The sequence below is a fragment of the Planotetraspora sp. GP83 genome (assembly GCF_041262585.1).
GTDB lineage: Bacteria > Actinomycetota > Actinomycetes > Streptosporangiales > Streptosporangiaceae > JAOEGB01.
In genome coordinates this window covers 152,672-171,792 of record NZ_JBGCBZ010000010.1, presented here as the reverse complement: position 1 = coordinate 171,792, position 19,121 = coordinate 152,672, and the positions used below count along the sequence as shown (strand labels likewise).

General features: G+C 70.2%; 18 protein-coding genes. 11 read left to right on the top strand and 7 right to left on the bottom strand.

Annotation, left to right across the window (positions count from 1 at the left end):
* Positions 1 to 58: 58 nt before the first annotated feature.
* On the top strand, positions 59 to 1,360 hold the full coding sequence (locus ABH927_RS16485; protein ID WP_370022388.1) for a serine hydrolase: 1,302 nt from the start codon (positions 59 to 61) through the stop codon (positions 1,358 to 1,360).
* A 6-nt stretch (positions 1,361 to 1,366) separates the two neighbouring features.
* Here the strand turns inward: ABH927_RS16485 and ABH927_RS16480 are convergent, their stop codons facing one another.
* Positions 1,367 to 1,861, bottom strand: a complete 495-nt coding sequence (locus tag ABH927_RS16480) for a MarR family winged helix-turn-helix transcriptional regulator (RefSeq protein WP_370022386.1) — start codon at positions 1,859 to 1,861, stop codon at positions 1,367 to 1,369.
* Between the two features lie 468 nt (positions 1,862 to 2,329).
* On the opposite strand from ABH927_RS16480, the gene ABH927_RS16475 reads away from it, so the two are divergent.
* Positions 2,330 to 4,528, top strand: coding sequence for a hypothetical protein (locus tag ABH927_RS16475; protein ID WP_370022384.1), 2,199 nt, complete (start codon positions 2,330 to 2,332; stop codon positions 4,526 to 4,528).
* A 31-nt stretch (positions 4,529 to 4,559) separates the two neighbouring features.
* Entirely contained in the window at positions 4,560 to 5,249 is a 690-nt protein-coding gene (locus ABH927_RS16470; RefSeq protein WP_370022382.1) for a DUF4230 domain-containing protein, read from the top strand.
* A gap of 45 nt (positions 5,250 to 5,294) precedes the next feature.
* Here the strand turns inward: ABH927_RS16470 and meaB are convergent, their stop codons facing one another.
* Together meaB and ABH927_RS16460 are read right to left on the bottom strand one after the other, a co-directional pair.
* Positions 5,295 to 6,254, bottom strand: a complete 960-nt coding sequence (meaB, locus tag ABH927_RS16465) for a methylmalonyl Co-A mutase-associated GTPase MeaB (RefSeq protein ID WP_370022380.1) — start codon at positions 6,252 to 6,254, stop codon at positions 5,295 to 5,297.
* 177 nt (positions 6,255 to 6,431) lie between these two features.
* Positions 6,432 to 7,622 carry an acetyl-CoA C-acetyltransferase gene (locus tag ABH927_RS16460; protein WP_370022378.1) on the bottom strand — a complete coding sequence of 397 codons (1,191 nt, stop codon included), beginning with the start codon at positions 7,620 to 7,622 and terminating at the stop codon, positions 6,432 to 6,434.
* Between the two features lie 115 nt (positions 7,623 to 7,737).
* Between ABH927_RS16460 and mce the strand changes: the two genes are divergently transcribed.
* Together mce and ABH927_RS16450 are read left to right on the top strand one after the other, a co-directional pair.
* A complete protein-coding gene (mce, locus tag ABH927_RS16455) occupies positions 7,738 to 8,169 on the top strand; it encodes a methylmalonyl-CoA epimerase (RefSeq protein ID WP_370022377.1) in 432 nt (143 codons plus the stop codon).
* A 198-nt stretch (positions 8,170 to 8,367) separates the two neighbouring features.
* Entirely contained in the window at positions 8,368 to 9,663 is a 1,296-nt protein-coding gene (locus tag ABH927_RS16450; RefSeq protein WP_370022376.1) for a DivIVA domain-containing protein, read from the top strand.
* Between the two features lie 273 nt (positions 9,664 to 9,936).
* Here ABH927_RS16450 and ABH927_RS16445 read toward each other — a convergent pair whose 3' ends face one another.
* From ABH927_RS16445 to ABH927_RS16430, 4 genes are all read right to left on the bottom strand, one after another.
* A complete protein-coding gene (locus ABH927_RS16445; protein WP_370022374.1) occupies positions 9,937 to 10,719 on the bottom strand; it encodes an alpha/beta fold hydrolase in 783 nt (260 codons plus the stop codon).
* A gap of 129 nt (positions 10,720 to 10,848) precedes the next feature.
* Positions 10,849 to 11,553 (bottom strand): alpha/beta hydrolase, encoded by a 705-nt coding sequence (locus ABH927_RS16440; RefSeq protein ID WP_370022372.1) that lies wholly within the window; start codon positions 11,551 to 11,553, stop codon positions 10,849 to 10,851.
* Between the two features lie 157 nt (positions 11,554 to 11,710).
* Positions 11,711 to 12,031: an ATP/GTP-binding protein gene (locus ABH927_RS16435; protein WP_370022370.1), complete on the bottom strand. Its 321-nt coding sequence runs from the start codon at positions 12,029 to 12,031 to the stop codon at positions 11,711 to 11,713.
* A 99-nt stretch (positions 12,032 to 12,130) separates the two neighbouring features.
* Positions 12,131 to 13,639, bottom strand: coding sequence for a 3-hydroxyacyl-CoA dehydrogenase family protein (locus ABH927_RS16430; RefSeq protein ID WP_370022368.1), 1,509 nt, complete (start codon positions 13,637 to 13,639; stop codon positions 12,131 to 12,133).
* A gap of 59 nt (positions 13,640 to 13,698) precedes the next feature.
* Between ABH927_RS16430 and nucS the strand changes: the two genes are divergently transcribed.
* The 6 genes from nucS (at position 13,699) to ABH927_RS16400 (ending at position 19,121) form a co-directional block, all read left to right on the top strand.
* A complete protein-coding gene (gene nucS / locus ABH927_RS16425) occupies positions 13,699 to 14,373 on the top strand; it encodes an endonuclease NucS (protein WP_370022366.1) in 675 nt (224 codons plus the stop codon).
* A 96-nt stretch (positions 14,374 to 14,469) separates the two neighbouring features.
* Positions 14,470 to 15,297 carry an ABC transporter ATP-binding protein gene (locus tag ABH927_RS16420; RefSeq protein WP_370022364.1) on the top strand — a complete coding sequence of 276 codons (828 nt, stop codon included), beginning with the start codon at positions 14,470 to 14,472 and terminating at the stop codon, positions 15,295 to 15,297.
* A 96-nt stretch (positions 15,298 to 15,393) separates the two neighbouring features.
* A complete protein-coding gene (locus tag ABH927_RS16415) occupies positions 15,394 to 16,239 on the top strand; it encodes an ABC transporter permease (RefSeq protein WP_370022362.1) in 846 nt (281 codons plus the stop codon).
* Positions 16,197 to 17,561 (top strand): sensor histidine kinase, encoded by a 1,365-nt coding sequence (locus ABH927_RS16410; RefSeq protein WP_370022360.1) that lies wholly within the window; start codon positions 16,197 to 16,199, stop codon positions 17,559 to 17,561. Before ABH927_RS16415 ends, ABH927_RS16410 begins: the two co-directional genes overlap by 43 nt.
* A gap of 111 nt (positions 17,562 to 17,672) precedes the next feature.
* Positions 17,673 to 18,290 carry a response regulator gene (locus ABH927_RS16405; RefSeq protein ID WP_370022358.1) on the top strand — a complete coding sequence of 206 codons (618 nt, stop codon included), beginning with the start codon at positions 17,673 to 17,675 and terminating at the stop codon, positions 18,288 to 18,290.
* 225 nt (positions 18,291 to 18,515) lie between these two features.
* Positions 18,516 to 19,121, top strand: coding sequence for a TetR/AcrR family transcriptional regulator (locus ABH927_RS16400; protein WP_370022357.1), 606 nt, complete (start codon positions 18,516 to 18,518; stop codon positions 19,119 to 19,121).

Genomic DNA, 19,121 nt, shown 5'->3' with positions numbered 1-19,121 from the left:
TGCCGCGCGGCCGACGACCGCCACGCCCCTGAACGGCGCCACAACCCCGACCCCAAGCATGGCCACAAGCACGGTCACGGCCACTCCCGGGCCCACGAGCACGGCCACGCCGCCCGGGGAGGTGGCCATCCCCGACACGCCCGTCGGCCGGCAGTTGCGGTGGTTCCTGAGTGCCGCGGCCACTCCGCCGATCCCGGAGGACGAGCTGACGGCCCATCTGAGCGCCGGCTTCCTCGCACAGTTCCCTCCCGCCGAGTTCAACAAGGCCATCCAGGGTCTCAGCGCCCTGCGGCTGAAGAACCTGATCTACGTCCAGCCCACCGCCCTCATAGCCTTGGTGACGGCCAGTGGGAAGGACGTGAAGCTCTCGATCTCGGTGAACGACGACGGCAAGATCGGCCAACTCGTGTTCGCCGCCGCGGAGCCGCCTCCGAACGCACCCACCAGCTGGGAGGAGCTCGACAAGCGCCTGCGCGCGGCCGCCCCCCAGGTGGGCTTCCTGGCGGCTGAGATCATCGCGAACGGCGAATGCCGACCGGTTCACACCGTCGCGCCCGACGCCCCGCAGCCGATGGGCTCGATGTTCAAGCTGTACGTGCTGGGCGCCGTGGCCGAGCGGATCCGCGCCGGCCGCCTCTCCTGGGACACCCCTCTGACGATCAGGCCGAAGCTGAAGAGCCTGCCGAGCGGCGAGCTGCAGGACCGGCCGGACAACAGCACGGTGCCACTGCGCGAGGCGGCCGAGCTCATGATCTCGATCAGCGACAACACCGCCGCCGACCTGCTCATCGCCAAGGTCGGCCGCTCCAGGGTCGAGGCCGAGGTCCGCAAGTGGTCCGGCCGGACCAGACTCAACACTCCGTTCCTCACCACGCGGGAGCTGTTCCTCCTCAAGGGGGCCGACTATCCCCGCCTCGCCCGGACATACCTGTCCCTCAGCCGCGAGGGGCGACGCGACTACCTCAAGAACACCGTGGCGAAGACGCCCCTGTCGAAGGTGGCGCCGTGGGACAAGCCCCGGGACATCAACCGCCTGGAGTGGTTCGCCTCGCCGAAGGACGTCTGCCAGGCCTACGCCGGGCTGGCCGCGCTGCGGAGCAAGCCGCTCGACGCGGTGATGTCCGTCAACGACGCCGGGCTGAACCTCGACCGCGAGGAATGGCCGACCGTTTGGTACAAGGGCGGCTCGGAGCCCGGCCTCGTCGCGATGGGGTTCCTCGCCCGCACGGCCCAGGGCAGGACCTACGTGGTCACCGCGACGGCCGCCAACCCGCGCGCCATGCTGGAGGAGGGCCCCGCCGCCGGCGAGCTGCTCTCCCTGATCTACGGTTCCTTCACCCTCCTCAAGCGCGCCTCATGAGGGCGGTCAGGCGGTGAAATCCCCGGCGGCGACCCGGAGGGTCTTGAGGAGGTCGAACATCTCGGCCAGGTCGGCCTCGCCGTACATGCCCATGCCGAAGCCGGCCCGCATGAGATCGTCGGTGGCCCGCCGTACGACGTCCTGGCCCTGAGGAGTGATCTCGGCGAGCACGCCGCGGCCGTCCTTGGGGTTGCGCATCCGGCGGACCAGCTCGGCCCGCTCCAGGCGGTCGATGGTGTTCGTCACGCTCGTCGGGTGGACCATGAGCCGCTCGCCGATCTTGGACAGCGACAGCGCCCCTGTCCGGCTGAACGTGAGCAGCACCAGAGCTTCGTAGCGCGCGAAGGTCAAATCGTACGGCTTGAGCAGCGTGTCCAGTTGCGCAAGCAGGATCTGGTGGGCTCTCATGATCGACGTGACCGCGGCCATGGCGGAGGACGGCCCGAACTTGGCACGCCACGTTTCCGCGGCCTGCTGTATGGGGTCGAAGGACAGGTTCAAAGGCTTCGGACCACCGGCGGACGATGGGCCTGAGCTGGGCGGGACGGACACAGCGATATACGGTATCGCGGCCCCATTCCTGATCGCTTCGGGCACGTAGCGTAACCGAATTCATTCCTTGACCCCAGAACTCCCTCCCCCAGGGTCACCCTCCGTTATGGTTGCCACGTCAAACGGTGAGGCGGCGGCAAACCCGGGGGCACGGGGAGTCACGTCTGCTAGGACGTCGGACACGACGTGGCGGCAGACGTGGTGAGGTCGGCCGGCGGACCAGCGCCAAGGGGAACGGCGCGGTTCCACGCCCCGCTCACACAGGCACGGGGGGTGCTTGATAGATGGGCAGCATGCCTGTCCCGGTGCGTAACACGCGCCGGATATCGACGCTGGCGTGGCCGGGGGCCGCGCCGGCCTGTGGGTAACCACAGAGGCGTTTCACGCGAGGAGCTGAGACACGGCGCGGTCGTCACGGTGACCGTGTTGCTGGCGCTCGGCCTCGTCACCGCGTGGAGCGTCCTCATACCCGGCTTCATGGACTGGGACGACATCGTGGTGGCCGTCATCGGCTCACTGCGGCTGACGGGCCCGGTGGCGGCGGCGTTCGCCGCGTGGGTGGCGGTGCGCAGTCGCCGCGCCAACAACGGCCGCGCCCTCACCCCGTGGCGGGCCGTGAAGGCCCCGCTCGCCATACTCGTCGTGGTCTCCGGCTCGTTCGGGGCGACGGTCCTGGTGCTCTGCCTGCGGGCGGCGCTGGGCGAGCAACCGGGCCACCTGCTGCCGAGTGGTCTCGCGATGTGCGTCGCCTCGCTCGCGCTGTACGTGGTGGTGGGCTGGATCGTCGGCTGGCTCGTGCCTCTGCTGGTCACGCCGGTCCTCGCCGGGATCGGCACCTACGGGTTGTTCACCGGGCTGGCCAACGGCTGCCCGTGGGCCGACCGGCTCGCCCCCGCGACGCGTGAGCCGTACGACGTGTTCGAAGGGCTGAGCGCGGCGGCGTTCAGTGACCAGACGCTGTGGCTCCTGGGCCTCAGCACCGCGCTGCTGCTCGGCTGGGTGGCGCTCGTGACCAGGCGGATTCTGGCGCTCGCCGCCGCTGTGATCGCCGTGCTCGCCGCGGGCACGGGCGGCGCCCGGCTGGTGATGGAGCCGCAGACGCTGGCCGCCAGCGAGCGTCTCGTCTACAGCTGCCAGGAGTGGCCGATCAGCGTGTGCGTCCATCCGGCGATGCGCGCCGGCCTGACCGAGCTGGCCGGGACCTTCACGATCATCGCCGCCAGGCTGGCGGGCACCCCGGCGGCGTTCAAGCGGGTCGAGCAGCACGCGCGGGGGGACGACGCCCCCGCCGATCCGGGCGTCGTGTTCATCCACGTCGACGACCTCGGAGTGGGGTACGCCGAGCGCGCGGCGGCCGAGTTCCTCAACCGGCTGGCCAAGCCGTGTCCCGGGACGATCTCGGCCGGTTACCGTGCCATCGTCGTCGCCTGGCTGCGGAGCCAGCCGCTGCCCGGCGGGTCGCTGCCCGAGCACCAGTACGCCGCCGTGTGGTTCTCCGAACTCTCCGAGAACCAGCGGCGCGACTGGCTGCGGATGTTCTATTCCGACTTCGTCTCCTGCCGGCTGCAGAGCAGGCACTTCGGCGGCGGGGCCAGGCCCATCGATCCGAACATGACGGGCTACCCCGTGAATTCGGCCCCGGCGTACGCGCCGATCTACCCCGTGGACCCGAGCCCGGCCTACCCGGCCACGCCGATCACGGCGCCTTCGCCGGGTATGTCCGGCGGCATCCCGGGCCAGGGCGTCGGGCAGGGTGCCGGGCCAGGTGCCGGCCAGGGCACAGGACAGGGCACGGGTCTCGGGCAGGCGCCCGGCCCGGTGCCGGGCCAGGTGCCGGGCGGAGGTCCGGGTGGGGGTCCGGATCCGTGCCCGGGTGCCGCTGCCGGCTCAGGCCTGGCCGCCAGGCCAGGATTCGGCCCAGCCGCTGCGTTCAGGCCAGACGCCGCATCGGGTCCTGGCCGGTTCCGCCGGCCCGGCGCCGGATCGGGCCCCCACTCGGGCTTCGGCCACGGGGCGGGATTCGGCCGGCGCGCGGGAGACGGTTCGCGCGCGAAGTCCGGCCCTGGTCCGGAGTTCCGTTCAGGCGCCGCATCGGATCCGGGCGCGGGATTCGGTCCGCACGGGCCATCCGGGCCGGGCGCAAAGTACGGCCCGGGCGCCGGGTCGGGTCCCAGAGAGTCGTGCCCGGGTGCCGGGACAGGTTCTGCTGGGTCGGGCACGGGATCGGGGTCGGGTGCGTCTGGATCCGGCGGAGCCGGCTCGGGCGCTGCATCCGGCTCAGGGTCCGGCTCAGGCTCCGGATCGGGCTCCGGGCATGGCTCTGGTGGATCGGGCTCTGGTGGGCCTGGCTCTGGTGGATCGGGTCCGGGCGGGGTGCCGGGCGGAACGGGTCCCGGCGCGGGTCCCTCCCCGAGAACCGAATTACCGCCGGACCCTAATGGTCCGCCGGCACCGGCCTCGGACCCCACGGCGGCACAGGACTCCTCGCGCGCTCCCGGTCTCCGGAACCAGATCGAGTCGGCCGATGGCCGCCCCGGCGGTTTCCGCCACCCCGGCGGCAGCGGACTCCGGCGGCACAGCCGTACGGACGGAGATCGCTTCGCGGGCCCGAGGTGAGTTCGGGGGAATCGGGGGAAGATGTCTTCCCGTGGACCGCCAGACCCGACCCCCCCGCGCGCCGGCCCCCACCGAGCCCGCTACGCGGCGTTCCCGACGAGGCTGGCGCTGGCTCGCCGGCTTCCTCTTCGTCGTCCTCCTCCTCGTGGTGGGCGCGAGACTGACCTGGTTCTGGCTGAACCCGCTCGGGGAGCAGACCATCGACCGCAGCGGCCCGGTGCTGCTGCAGTCGATGCAGAACCTGAGTAGGTTCGAGGCGGCGACCGGCAACTTCCAGGTCGTGGTGGACCTGGAGAAGGACGCCAACTTCCTGCCCGACGCCATCAAGGGCACCCGGACGCTGTTCGTGGGCGCCGGCAACGTGGACGCCTACGTCGACTTCTCCACGCTCCCCAAGGACGCGATCACCGTCTCCCCCGATCGCAAAACCGTGACCGTACGGCTGCCGCACGCCCAGTTGGAGAAGCCGAACCTGGACAACAAGCGGTCGTATGTATTCGCGCAGCAGCGGGGGCTCTTCGACCGGGTGTCGGATTTCCTGTCGTCCTCACCACAGAACCAGCAGGAGCTCTATCTGCTGGCCGAGAAGAAGATCGCCGACGCGGCGGTCGGCAGCGACCTCCGTAACCGTGCCGACCAGAACACGAAGGTGATGCTGGAGGGCATGCTGAAATCCCTCGGCTTCACCACCGTCGTCATCAAATACGCCGACGAGCCCTGACCCGTCGGCCGCCGGTTGGCGAGAGCCGTACGCGTCTGGAAGCGATCAGCCCAGGGCGGCGATGAGGTCGTCGGCGGCGGTGTAGGGATCGGTGTCCGCGGCGAGCAGCCGCTCGGCGAGCGCGTCGAGCCGATCGCCGTGGAGATCGGCGAACCGGGATCTGAGCTGGGCGAGCGCGACGGCCTCGATCTCGTCCCTCGCGCGGGCGAGCCTGCGGCGGCGGGACTCGCCGGACTCCTCCAGGTAGGCCGCGTGCTTGTCGAGCGCGGCCAGCAACTCGTCGGCGCCCTCGCCCTTGGAGGCGATCGTGGTGACGATGGGGGGCCGCCACGGCGCGTCGATCAGGGAGACCATGTTCCGCAGCTCGCGTACGGTCGCCTGAACGCCGTCACGGTCGGCCTTGTTGACCACGAAAACGTCGGCGACCTCCAGGATGCCGGCCTTGGCGGCCTGAATGCCGTCGCCCATCCCCGGGGCCAGCAGCACGATCGTGGCGTCGGCCAGGCGGGCGACGTCCACCTCGGCCTGGCCGACCCCCACCGTCTCGATGAGGATCACGTCGCACCCGGCCGCGTCGAGCACGCGGAGCGCCTGAGGCGTCGCCCAGGCCAGCCCTCCGAGGTGACCGCGGCTGGCCATGCTGCGGATGAAGACGCCGGGATCGGTGGCGTGTTCCTGCATCCGGACGCGGTCACCGAGCAGCGCCCCTCCGGTGAAGGGGCTGGACGGGTCCACGGCGAGCACGCCCACCCGGCTGCCGCGACGGCGGAAGGCCTTGATGAGCATGCCCGTGGCCGTCGACTTCCCCACACCGGGTGAGCCCGTGAGGCCGATGACCTTCGCGGTGTACGGCTTCCGCGTCCCGGTCGCGAGTTCCGCCATGACCTCGCGGAGGGCCTTGGCCGAGCCGGGAGACGAGATGGCGTTCTCGACGAGCGAGATCAGCCGGGCCACCGCGCGCGGCCGTCCTCGTCGCGCCTCATAGACGAGCTCCCGGACGTCCATCTTCACCTCCAGCCTGCGGGGTCACTCTCACTAATGCATGATCACGTACGACGATCACCCTGGTGGGCGGGGGTGATCGGGAATCGCTGCATGATCACGCCTCGGGGTGGGCCTGGTCGCGCGGCATTTCACGGAACCTGCGCATGATCACCACATCCCACGCGGATGATCACCACATCAATGGGGGGCGGGGACGCGGATGATCAGGGCGTCGCCCTGGCCGCCTCCCCCGCAGAGGCCGGCGGCGCCGAGTCCACCGCCCCGGCGCTTCAGCTCGTGGGCCAGCGTGAGCACGATGCGGGCTCCGGAGGCGCCGATGGGGTGGCCGAGGGCGATGCCGCCGCCGTTCACGTTCACCTTGTCGAGCGGGATGCCCAGCTCCTTGACCGACTGGAGCACGACCTGGGCGAACGCTTCGTTGATCTCGACCAGGTCGAGGTCGCCGGCCGTGAGGCCCTGCTTGGCGAGCGCCTGGCCGATGGCGTTGGCGGGCTGGGACTGCAGGGAGTTGTCCGGCCCCGCGACGTTCCCGTGCGCGCCGATCTCGGCCAGCCACTCCAGGCCCAGCTCCTCGGCCTTGGCGCGCGACATGACCACCACGGCCACGGCGCCGTCGGAGATCTGGGACGCCGAGCCGGCCGTGATCGTGCCGTCCTTCGTGAAGGCGGGCCGGAGCCGCGCGAGGGTGTCCACCGTCGTGTCCTCACGAATTCCCTCATCGGCGGAGAACACGATCGGATCTCCCTTCTTCTGCGGCAGCGACACCGGGACGATCTCGTCGTCGAACAGGCCGTTCTTCGTGGCCTGGGCGGCGAGCTGGTGCGACCGGGCGGAGAACTCGTCCTGCTCCTCGCGGGTCAGCCCCAGGCGGGCGTTGTGCCGCTCGGTCGACTCCCCCATCGCGATCTGGTCGAACGCGTCGGTCAGCCCGTCGAAGGCCATCGAGTCGACGATGCCGGCATTGCCGTACTTCACGCCCTTGCGCAGGCCGGGGAGCAGGTGCGGCGCGTTGGTCATCGACTCCATGCCGCCCGCGACCACGATGTCGAACTCGCCGGCCCTGATGAGCTGGTCGGCCAGGGCGATCGCGTCGAGGCCCGAGAGGCAGACCTTGTTGATGGTGAGCGACGGGACGGTCATGGGTATGCCCGCCTTCACGGCGGCCTGCCGGGACGGGATCTGGCCTGCTCCCGCCTGGAGCACCTGACCCATGATCACGTACTGCACCTGCTCCGGCGCCACGCCCGCGCGCGACAGCGCGGCCTGGATCGCGATGCCGCCCAGCTCGACGGCGGCCAGATCGGCGAGCGAACCCAGAAGCCGCCCGATGGGCGTACGGGCTCCGGCGACGATGACGGATCCAGACATTACGGGGGCCTCCATCATGGGATCAGGGCGACGGTGTCACCATACCCATCAGTATGTGACCCATCAGTATGCGGGCGACCATCACGGCCGTCCCCTTGGCGAAAGGAGGGCAACGATGCTGCTCAGGATCGACCACGTGGGCATCGCCTGCCACAATCTGGCAGAGAAGATCGAGTTCTACGAGTCCGTGTTCGGCCTCACGGTGGTGAGCCGGGAGGTCAACGAGGAGCAGGGAGTGCGCGAGGCCATGCTGCACGTGGCGGACGGCGACCGGGGCGCGTCCTACGTCCAGCTCCTGGAGCCGCTGCACCCCGACACCGCCGTGGGGAAGTTCCTCGCCAAGCGCGGCGAGGGTGTGCATCACATCGGTTACGGAGTGGCCGACGTGACCAAGGCGCTCGAGGACATCGGCGCGAAGGGGGTCCGCTTGATCGATCAGCGACCCAGGCATGGGTCAATGGGTGCCTCGATCGCGTTTCTGCATCCAAAGGACGTGGGAGGAGTTCTCACGGAGCTTGTCGAGACATCCAGGCAGACATCAAGGTAGACATCAAGGCGCTGACCTAACGCAAGAAAGGCTCATACGTAACAAGTCGCGCAGAAAGTCGGAGGGGGCCTCCAACGCGGCAGTACCGGAGTACGCTGGCGTACCACCGGACGTGGATCCCTATGGGCTCCTCGCCTCGGATGTCCGAACCCCCCCGTCCGGCCCGTGTAGCCGTCTCGACAACCAGGATCGAGCCTCATGCAGTCCGACATCGACGCCCAGCTCAACAATTTCTTTGAAGACGCCCCTTCTCGGGAATTCGACGTGGTGCTCCGCGGCTATGACCGGCACCAGGTCCACGACCACTTGAAGACGCTCGACACCGAGCTGCGTCAGGCCAAGGAACAGGTTTCCGCTCTCCAGCGTGACCTGTCCGACTCGCAGCGGCAGTTGCAGGAGCAGGAGCGTCCGACCTACTCCGGTCTCGGCGCCCGCATCGAGCAGCTGCTGCGCCTGGCGGAAGAGCAGGCCACGGAGCTCGTGCAGGCTGCGAGGTCGGAGGCCAACGAGATCAAGGCCGCGGCCAAGGTGGACGCCGCCGACCTGCGCGCCGCCGCGGAGAACGAGGCCGCCGAGAAGCGTGCCCTCGCCGCCCGTGAGGCCGAGGACATGCGGAGCACCGCCGAGCGCGACGCCGAGGAGATCCGGTCCACCGCCAAGCGGGAGTCGGACGAGCTGACCTCCACGACCGAGCGCGAGGTCGCCAAGCTCCGCGCCACGGCCGACCACGAGGTCGCGGAGAAGCGCGCGGACGCCGAGCGCGAGATCGCCAAGCTGCGCACCACGACCGAGCGCGAGGTGGCCCAGCTCCGGGCGTCCACTAAGCGCGAGCGCGACGAGGTGCTGACCACCGCCAAGCGTCAGGCGGACGAGATGCGCGCCCAGGCGCAGCGGGTCCTGGAGGAGTCCGAGGCCAAGCGGGCGCAGGACGAGGCCGAGTTCGAGATCCAGCTCGCCGCCCGCCGCGAGGACGCCGAGCGCCAGGAGGCCGAGCGCCACGCCACCGCGCAGGCCAACACCCAGAAGCTGGTCGCCGAGGCCGAGCAGCGCGCCGCCACCGCGGAGCAGCGGGCCACCAAGGCCACCCAGCAGGCGGAGCAGACCCGCCGCGAGGCCGACACCCACGCGAAGCAGCTTCTCGCCAACGCGCGCAAGAACGCCGACCAGCTCGTGGCCGAGGCGAAGGCCAGCGCCGATTCGATAGTGAGTGACGCGAAGAGCGAGGCGGAGCGGACCCGCACCGCGATGCAGCGTCAGGTCGACGAGCTCACGCGTCAGCGCGACAGCATCACCAGTCACCTCGCCCAGCTGCGCCAGCTGCTCGGCGGCGCGGCGCTGCCGGGCATGGACCCGGAGCCGGCCCCGGTCGCGGCGGCCCCCTCCAAGCCGGCCCTGTCGGCCGCGCCTTCTCTGAGCGAGAAGCCGGTGGCCTCGCCCAAGCCCACCGAGCCCGCCGCGAAGAGCGACGACGATGCGGAGTGGTGGCAGGAGTAGTCACAAGGGCTGACGCTTTCGGGGAGTTCTGCGACGGCTATCGCAGCAGGGCCCGGCGGATTCGCTCCGCCGGGCCCTTGCTCGTTTCCACGTGCGCCCTTCCCCTGCCGCCCTTCCCCTGCCGCCCTTCCCGTGGCGCCCGTTCCGTGGCGCCCGTCCCCGGCGCCGTTCTTGCGCAGCGGCACCGGCCCGCGTGCCAGGCCGGACAGTGCGGGCATGATCACGCGACACGTTTCCGCGGGCCGTACGGCACAGGCGGGAATCTCCGCATGATCACGCGCATGGTGGGTGGAGGGACTGGACGAACTCCGCGATGACGCGGTTGAAGGGCTCGGGCTGCTCGATGGCGGACAGGTGGCCGGCCTTTTCGATGACGGCCAGCCTCGCCTCCGGAATGGCCTCGGCCATCGCCTCCGCGTCGGACGGGGGCGTCAGCTCGTCCTCGTCGCCCACGACGACCAGCGCGGGCACACCGAGGCTCCGCAGCGTGTCGAAGGAGTCGGGCCGCGCGGCCATCGCGCGCTGCGCCCAGGCCACCGCAGACGGCGGAGCCGCCTGGATCAGGCCGCGGACCCGTCCGAGCACCATCCCTCTACGCTGCTTGGTCGTCTTTCCGACGAGCATCGGAAGTGACTCCTCCAGCAGGATGCCGGTTCCGGCGTCGAGCACGGCCGCGGCGATCCGCTCCCGGTTGGCCTTGGCCGCCTCCGTGTCGGCGGCGGCCTTGGTGTCCGCGAGGATCACGCCCAGAAGCCGGTCGGGGTGACGGCGGCACAGCGCCATCGTGACGTAGCCGCCCATCGACTGCCCTCCGACCACGGCCCGGTCGATGCCCTCCTCGTCGAGCAGCGCCGCCACGTCGTCGGCCATCGCGTCGACGGAGGGCTCGTCGACGCCCAGCCGCGAGCCGCCGAAACCGCGCAGATCCGGAGTGATGACCTTGCAGGCGGACGCCAGGCCCTCACGCTGGGCCAGCCACATCGCGGACGAGAAGGGGAAGGCGTGGAGCAGGACGACGGGCGTGCCGCTCCCGGCCGATCGCGAGTAGAGCTGCATCAGGTCACGGTAACGCGCGGTCGGCCGCTTGCCATCCTTCGTCACCGATTCGCGACGACAGAAGCGGGACGGCTGGGGCGCCGGCCGCGACGGCGCCTCTTCGGCTGTCTCAAGCCGATTGCCCGGGAGTCAGACCTCGGTCGGCAGGGGGGCGGCGGTGGGGTTCACGCCCTTGACGATCTCATCGAGGACGATCCGCACGTACGGCTCGCCGACCCACAGGTGCTTGGCCCCCTCGACGCCGACGACCTCGGCCTGGGGCACCCGGGCGAACCGCCGGACGGCCTCCTCCGGCCGCAGGTAGTCGTCGAACTCCGGGACGAGGGCGACCAGCGGCCGGCCGAACTCGGCCCAGGCGTCCAGGTCGTCGTCCGTGGCGCGGCGCAGCGGGGGCGAGAGCAGGATCGCGCCCTCGACCAGCGGGTCGCGCCCCCATTTCAGGGCGAGCTCGGTGCCGAAGGACCAGCCGAGCAGCCACGGGTGGGGCAGGTCGTGGAACTCGGCGTACTCCAGAGCGGCGGCCACGTCGTACCGCTCGCCGTTCCCCTCTTCGAACGCCCCCTGCGAGGTGCCGCGCTCGGAGGTCGTCCCACGGGTGTTGAAGCGCAGCACGGCGAGATCGGCGAGGGCGGGCAGCCGGTAGGACGCCTTTCGCAGCACGTGGCTGTCCATCATGCCGCCGTGCGTGGGCAGGGGATGCAGGCAGATGAGCGTGGCCGCCGGCGGCCTGGTCTCGGGCAGCGCCAGCTCCCCCACCAGGGTCAGCTCGTCGGCCGTGACCAGCTCGATGTTCTCCCGGCGGGCCGGCAACACCGTGGACGCCCTGATCTCCATCCCCACCTCCGCCTCATTCCCCCGTGATCATGCACAAGTTCCCACACAGTATCCCCGACCAGGCAGTGCCCCGGTCGTGATCATGCATGCCTTCCGTCTCCCCTACCCCGACCAGCGCGTTCGGTGAGGGTGATCATGCAGGCGGGGTGAGCGGCCTTCAGTAGCGGCTGCGTCCCGGCCCCCGGTTGACCCGGTTCCGCCAGCACGCGGTGTGCCAGTGGCGCCGCTCCTCCTCGCCGCCGGGCCACGCGGGCCAGCTCACGATGTGCGGCAGGCCCGGCCGGATCTCCTGGTCGCACCCCGGACACCGGTAGGTCTTGGCCAGCGCCGCGCCGGACACGTTCCGGACCACCCAGTCGCCGTCGGCCGAGCTCTCCACCCGGTCCACCCCGGACACCGAACCGCCGACCGGCTGTACGGCACCGCGACCGTCGGGACGCTCGTACGGCCCGAGGCGGCGCGCGCGGCGGGGGCTCACGTCAGCGGTCCTTCCGGGGGTTCATATGAGGCAGAACGGAGGATCTGCCGCCATTCTTCCAGGCCGGGTCAAGCTCGGGTCTGGCACAGGCCGAAACGGTCAGCCCGCGTGCTCCCGGATACTCGGCACTCCGGCCGTCACGAGCTGGTCGAGCAGCGGCGCGGGAGCGAACGACGGCTCCCGATACTCCGCGTACAGCGCGCGCAGGCCGTCCCGCACCTTCTCCAGCCCGATGGCGTCGAGCATCTCGAACGGCCCGGCCGGGTAGCCGCAGCCCAGCCTCATCGCGTTGTCGATGTCCTCGACGGTCGAGTAGCCCGACTCCAGCATGCGGACCGCGTCGTTCAGATAGGGGTACAGCAGCGCGTTGACGACGAGGCCCGCCCGGTCCCGGCATCTGACCGGCGCGCGCCCGATCACCTTCATCAGGTCGTACGCGGCCGCCGCCGCCTCGTCCGAGGTGAGCACGGTCGATGCGATCTCGGCCACCCCGTCGCCCACCAGGTGCAGGCCCACGAGCCGCTCCGGATGCGGGAGCCGTACGGCGAGCTCGACGACGGGGGTGTCCGACAGGGCGATGACGACGTCGGCGCCGGCGACCGGGGTCAGATCCGAGGTCTCCGCGACCACGGCCTTGAAGCCGGCGGCGTCGAACCGCGCGAGGAGGGCGGCGGCGTCCTGCCCGTCTCCGACGATTCCGACCATCGACACGGCGGACCTCGCCGCGGTCTCGTGCGTGGGAGCCGTGCCCTCGGCGTAGGGGTAGAAGCCGCGGCCGGTCTTGCGGCCGAGCAGGCCCGCCGTGACCAGCTCACGCAGGACGGGCGCGGGCGCGTGGCGGCGGTCGCGGCTCTCCCGGAACAGCACCTCGCACACCTCGTAGGACGTGTCCAGCCCGATCAGGTCGAGCAGGGTGAACGGTCCCATCGGGAAGCGGACGCCCAGCTTCATCGCGGCGTCGATGTCGTCACGGGTGGAGAGCCGCGACTCCACCAGGCCGCACGCGTGGTTGAGGTAGCTGAGCAGCAGCCGGTTGACCACGAACCCGGCCCGGTCGCCGACCGTGACCGGAGTCTTGCCGAGCCGCCGGGCGAGATCCGCGATGTCGGCGGCCAGGCCGTCCTCGGTGACGACCGTGTGGATGACCTCGACCAACTTCATGATCGGCGCGGGGTTGAAGAAGTGCATGCCGATCACCTGCGCGGGGCGCGACGTGGTGGCCGCGATGGCGGTGACCGACAGCGAGGAGGTGTTGGTGGCGAGCACGGCGGACGGCTTGCAGATGCGGTCGAGGTCGGCGAACAACCCCCGCTTGAACTCCATGACCTCGGGGATCGCCTCGATCACCAGATCGGCGTCGGCCAAGTCCTCGCGGGAGGTGGTGAGGGTGATCCGGCCGAGGATCTCCTGCTGCCGCTCGGTGGTGAGCTTGCCCCTCGCGACCGCCCTGCCGGTGGAGCCCTCCAGATGGTCGCGCCCTCGGGCCAGCGCCGCCTCGTCCGCCTCCACGCCGATCACGCTCAGGCCGGCGCGGGCGAAGACCTCCGCGATACCGGCGCCCATCGTGCCGAGCCCGACGACTCCCACCGTCTCAAACGTCCGTGCCATGGGAGACAGTGTCCCAGAGCGTCTCCCGGCTCCCACAACCCCCGGTAGGGTTGGCGCCCATGCGGCTGGTCATCGCGCGGTGCAGCGTGGATTACGTGGGAAGGCTGACGGCACATCTCCCGATGGCGCCCCGGCTCATCCTGATGAAGGCGGACGGCTCGGTGTCCATCCACGCCGACGACCGGGCGTTCAAGCCGCTCAACTGGATGAACCCTCCGTGCAAGGTCCGCGAGGAGACCATCGACGGCGTGCTGAGCTGGTCGGTCATCCATGGGAAGACCGGCGAGAAGCTGGTCCTCACCATCGAGGAGATCCTGCACGACTCCAGCCACGAGCTGGGCGTCGATCCCGGTCTCCGGAAGGACGGCGTCGAGGCCCACCTCCAGGAGCTGCTCGCCGAGCACATCACGACGCTGGGTGACGGCTGGTCGCTGGTCCGCCGGGAGTACATGACGGCGATCGGCCCGGTGGACATCCTCTGCCGCGACCACCTCGGGGGCACGGTGGCCGTCGAGATCAAGCGCCGCGGCGACATCGACGGGGTCGAGCAGCTCACCCGCTACCTGGAGCTGCTCAACCGGGATCCGCGCCTCGCCCCGGTCAAGGGGATCTTCGCCGCGCAGGAGATCAAGCCCCAGGCGCGCGTGCTGGCCACCGACCGGGGCATCCAGTGCGTCACCCTCGACTACGACACGCTGCGGGGCATCGAGCCCGAGAACCCGACGCTCTTCTAGATCCGGTCTGGAGAGATCGTGTCCTCCGATCGGAGGACACCGGTGGTCAACCGCTCGGGGGTGTCGCGAAAGCCGTACAACGATCACCCTGGAGGCATGACACACGCCATTCAGGTGCGCGGGCTGACGAAGCGGTACGGCGACGTCGAAGCGGTCGCGGGCCTCGACCTTGACATCAAGCGGGGCGAGGTCTTCGCCATCCTCGGCCCCAACGGGGCCGGCAAGTCGACCACCGTGGAGATACTCGAGGGCTACCGGAAGCGGGACGCCGGTGAGGTCAGCGTTCTCGGCATCGACCCGGGCCGGCCGACCAGGGAGTGGAGGTCCCGAGTCGGCATCGTGGCGCAGACGATGGAGGACGCGCCCGAGCTGAGCGTCCGCGAGACCGTGCGGCACTTCGCGGCCTACTACCCCGACCCCAAGGACCCGGACGAGGTCATCGCCCAGGTGGGGCTCACCGAGAGCGCGAACAAGCGGATCCGCCAGCTCTCCGGCGGGCAGCGGCGGCGCGTGGACGTCGCGCTCGGCGTGATCGGCCGCCCCGAGCTGCTGTTCCTGGACGAGCCCACGACCGGCTTCGACCCCGAGGCGCGGCGGAACTTCTGGGAGCTGATCGAGGGGCTGGCCCACGACGGCACCACGATCGTGCTGACCACCCACTACCTGGAGGAAGCGGAGACCCTCGCCGACCGCGTGGCCGTCATCGCACGCGGCAGGATCGTGGCCGAGGGCGACCCCGCGACGCTCGGCGGCCGGGCTACCGCCAAGGCCCGCGTGAGCTGGTCCGAGGGCTCGGTCGAGACCGACACCCCGACGAAGACCGTGCTGGAGCTGACCCGGCGCTATGACGGCGAGGTGCCCGAGCTCACGGTCACCCGGCCCACGCTCGAAAACATCTACCTGCGACTCATCGAGCCCTCCTGAGCGAGCCCCTCGGCGGGCGGCTCCTCCGTCGCCTGCGAGCCCCCGTCCTTCCCGGCGCCCGAGCGGCGTCACTCCCCCTGACCTGATCGAGGCTCCATGACCGACATCACCACAGCCGCTCCCCGTACGGCTGCCGCCTCCCCACTGCCGTCCGCCCTCAAGGTGGGCCTGGCCCGCGCCGCGATCGAGACGAAGATGTTCTTCCGCGAGAAGGACGCCGTCGTCTTCACGTTCTCCTTCCCGATCATCCTGCTCGTGCTGTTCGGGTCGATCTTCTCCGGCAGCCTGAAGGGGACCGGGCTCACGGTCTCGCAGCTCTACACCGCCGGCCTGATCGGGGCCGGGGTAATGGGCGCGGGCTTCCAGAACCTCGGCATCGGCATCGCGACCGAGCGCCAGGACGGCACGCTCAAGCGGCTGGCCGGCACGCCCATGCCGCGCAGCGCCTACTTCATCGGCAAGATCCTCAACGTCCTCGTCATCGCGTTCCTCGAAGTGATCATTCTGTTGGCCATCGGCGTCCTGATGTACGACCTGGAGCTGCCGCGCGAAGCGTCGAAATGGGTGACCTTCGGCTGGGTGTTCGTCCTCGGCGTCTCCGCCGCGGCGCTCCTCGGGGTCGCCGCGAGCAGCCTGCCCCGGTCGGCCAAGAGCGCCGCGGCCGTGATCAGCATGCCGTTCGTCGTGCTGCAGTTCATCTCGGGGGTCTACATCCCCTTCACGGAGATGCCCACGTGGCTGATCAACGTGGCGTCGGTCTTCCCGCTCAAATGGATGTGCCAGGGCTTCCGTTCCGTCTTCCTGGGTGACGCGGGGGCCACCCTGGAGCTGACGAAGTCGTACGAGCTGGACCGCGTCGCGCTGGTCCTCGGCGCGTGGCTGGTGGGAGGTCTCGTGCTGTGCCTGACGACCTTCCGCTGGAAGAGCCGCCGGGACGGATGACCACCGTGGCCGAGCCCTCCACGGGCGCCCGTGAGGTCAGCCGGCCTCACGGGCCTTCGAGCGCTGTGCGGAGAAGGGTGGTGGCGGCCCTCAGCCCCACGGCCTTCCAAGGTCGGAACCGGACGGCGGGGCTCCTGACCGCCACGATCGACGGACCGTCCGGCGCCCACGCCTGGCAGACCTTCCGCGGATGGGAGACCCTCTTCGGACTGTCGCTGGCCGTGACCGTGCTGTTCGTGGCCCTCGATGACGGCGTCTCCGTCACCGCCAGGGTCACGACCGTGCTCCTGCTGGCAGCGTGCGCCCTCGCCTACGTGCTGCTGGGCCGTCCCGCCATCGTCGAGGACGAGGACGACAGCCGCCGCGGCCTCCTCTACTGCGGCCTGCTGATCGCGGCGTTCGTCCCGGCGTGCCTGATCGTCCCCGCCGCGTCGTTCGGGCTGTTCGCGCTGTGCCCGCAGACCTTCATGCTGCTGCGGGCCCGGAACGCGGTGGCGATGGTGCTGATTCTGAACCTGGCCCCGGCGGCCCGGTTCCTGACCCAGCCCACGCTCGACGGGGGCGACGTGCTGATGTTCGCCGGCACGGCGGCGATCGCCATCACGTTCACCCTGGTCTTCGGGCCGTGGATCACGCGGATCATCCACCAGAGCGCCGAGCGCGCCCACCTCATCGGGGAGTTGGAGGCCAGCCGGGCCGAGGTCGCGCGGCTGTCGTCCGAGCGGGGCGCCCTCGCCGAGCGCGAACGGCTCGCCGGGGAGATCCACGACACTCTGGCCCAGGGCTTCACCAGCATCATCATGCTGATCCAGGCGGCCGAGGCCCAGGCCGACCCGTCGCGTCATCTGGGGCTTGCCGTACAGACCGCCCGGGAGAACCTGGCGGAGGCCCGCGGGTTGATCGCGGCGCTCAGCCCGGCGCCGCTCGACGGGTCCACGCTCGACGAGGCGCTGCGCCGGGTCACCGGCCGGCTCGGGGAAGAGCTCGGGATCGAGGCGTCCTTCACGGCGGCGGGGCCGTCGCGGCCGCTGCCGCCCAGCACCGAGGTCGTGCTGATCCGAGCCGCCCAGGAGGGCCTGGCGAACGTGCGCAAACACGCGGCGGCGTCGTCGGTGGCCGTGTCCATCGAGTACGGCCCGGCCGAGGTGGCGCTCACTGTGCGGGACGACGGCGTGGGCTTCCGAGTGGGGACGTGCCAGGGATACGGCCTGCGGGCGATGCGCACGAGGATCGAGCAGGAGGGCGGCACGGTCACGGTCGACACCTCCCCCGGCCACGGAACGACCCTCACAGTGATCATGCACACCTCCCCCCCGGCGTGATCATGCAGACTTTCCCCGGCGGCCCCAGAACCGGCGCGAATACCTATCGTGATCATGCACAGGTTCCCGGGCACTCCCCCGACCAGCCCTGATATGGAGCGTGATCTTGCAGTGATTCGGCTGCTGATCGTGGACGACCACCCCGTCGTACGCGAGGGGCTGCGCGGCATGCTGGAGTCCGACCCCGGAATCGAGATCGTCGGCGAGGCCGGCTCCGGCGACGAGGCGGTGATCCGCGCGGGCGAGCTGCGACCTGACGTGATCCTGATGGACCTCAGGATGCCGGGAGGTGACGGAGTGAGCGCGACCACCCGGATCCTGGCCGACCACCCGGAATCCCGGGTGATCGTCCTCACGACCTATGAGACCGACCAGGACATCGTGCGCGCGGTCGAGGCGGGAGCCGCCGGATATCTTCTGAAGGACACCTCTCGTTCCGATCTCCTGCTGGCGATCGCGTCAGCCGTACGGGGCGAAACCGTGCTGTCGCCGTCAGTCGCCACCAAGCTGGTCACCCGCATGCGGGCGCCCATGCCCGACTCCCTCTCCCGGCGTGAGACCGAGGTCCTGTCCCTCGTCGCCCGCGGGCTCACCAACGCCGAGATCGGCAAGGCACTCTTCATCAGCGAGACGACAGTGAAGACCCACCTGCTGCGCGTCTTCGGCAAGCTCGGCGTCTCGGACCGCACCGCGGCCGTGACCACCGCCCTCGATCGAGGTCTCCTCTGAGCCCGGTACGGCGTGCCGCCGGTAGGGGTGGGAGGTCTACGAGGCCGGCGAGATACACCCGGATAGGACCTTGACCCACTTGTCAAGCCGGTTAGCCACCTCGGCATACACCGGAAGTGCTAGTTTTACGGCACTTCCACATAAAGGATCTTGCGTTCATAATGATTAGTTCTGGGGGGCCATGACGGCGCGAGGTGAATAGTGGTGGGACGTGACTATCGGGGGATGTCCGCAGCCGAAAGGCTTGCAGATCGGAGGGAAAGGCTCATAACAGCGGCTTACACGCTGTTCGCTCACCCGGGCTTCCACGCAACGACCATCGAACGACTGTGCGCGACCGCCCGCATCTCCAACCGAGCCTTCTACGAGTGCTTCTCCAGCCGCGAGGACCTCATGCGGGCCGTCTACGATCGGTGCGTCGAGGAGACGCTCACCTCGGTCAACGCCGCGATCGAGAAGGCGCCGCCGACGCTGGACGACCGGATCGTCGCCGGGATAGGGGAATACGTCCGTTTCGTAACACAGGACGTCCGCCGCGCCCGCGTCATGCACCTCGAAGTGCGCCGCGCGGGAAGCGTCCTCACCAGCGCGAGGCAGCACACGGTCAAGGCCTTCACCGAGATCATCGAGGCGGCGGTCGAGGACCTGCCGCCGGGGCCTCCCCTGGAGCTGCACCTGCTCGCCCTCGGCCTGATCGGGGCCATCACGGAGTTACTCATCGAATGGGTGCTCGCCGACCCGGCCCCTTCCACCGATCGGCTGGTCGACGCCTCGGTGCACATCTTCCGCCGCACCTTCGGTCCCGAGCTCGTGCCGGAGCGGAGCGCCTGA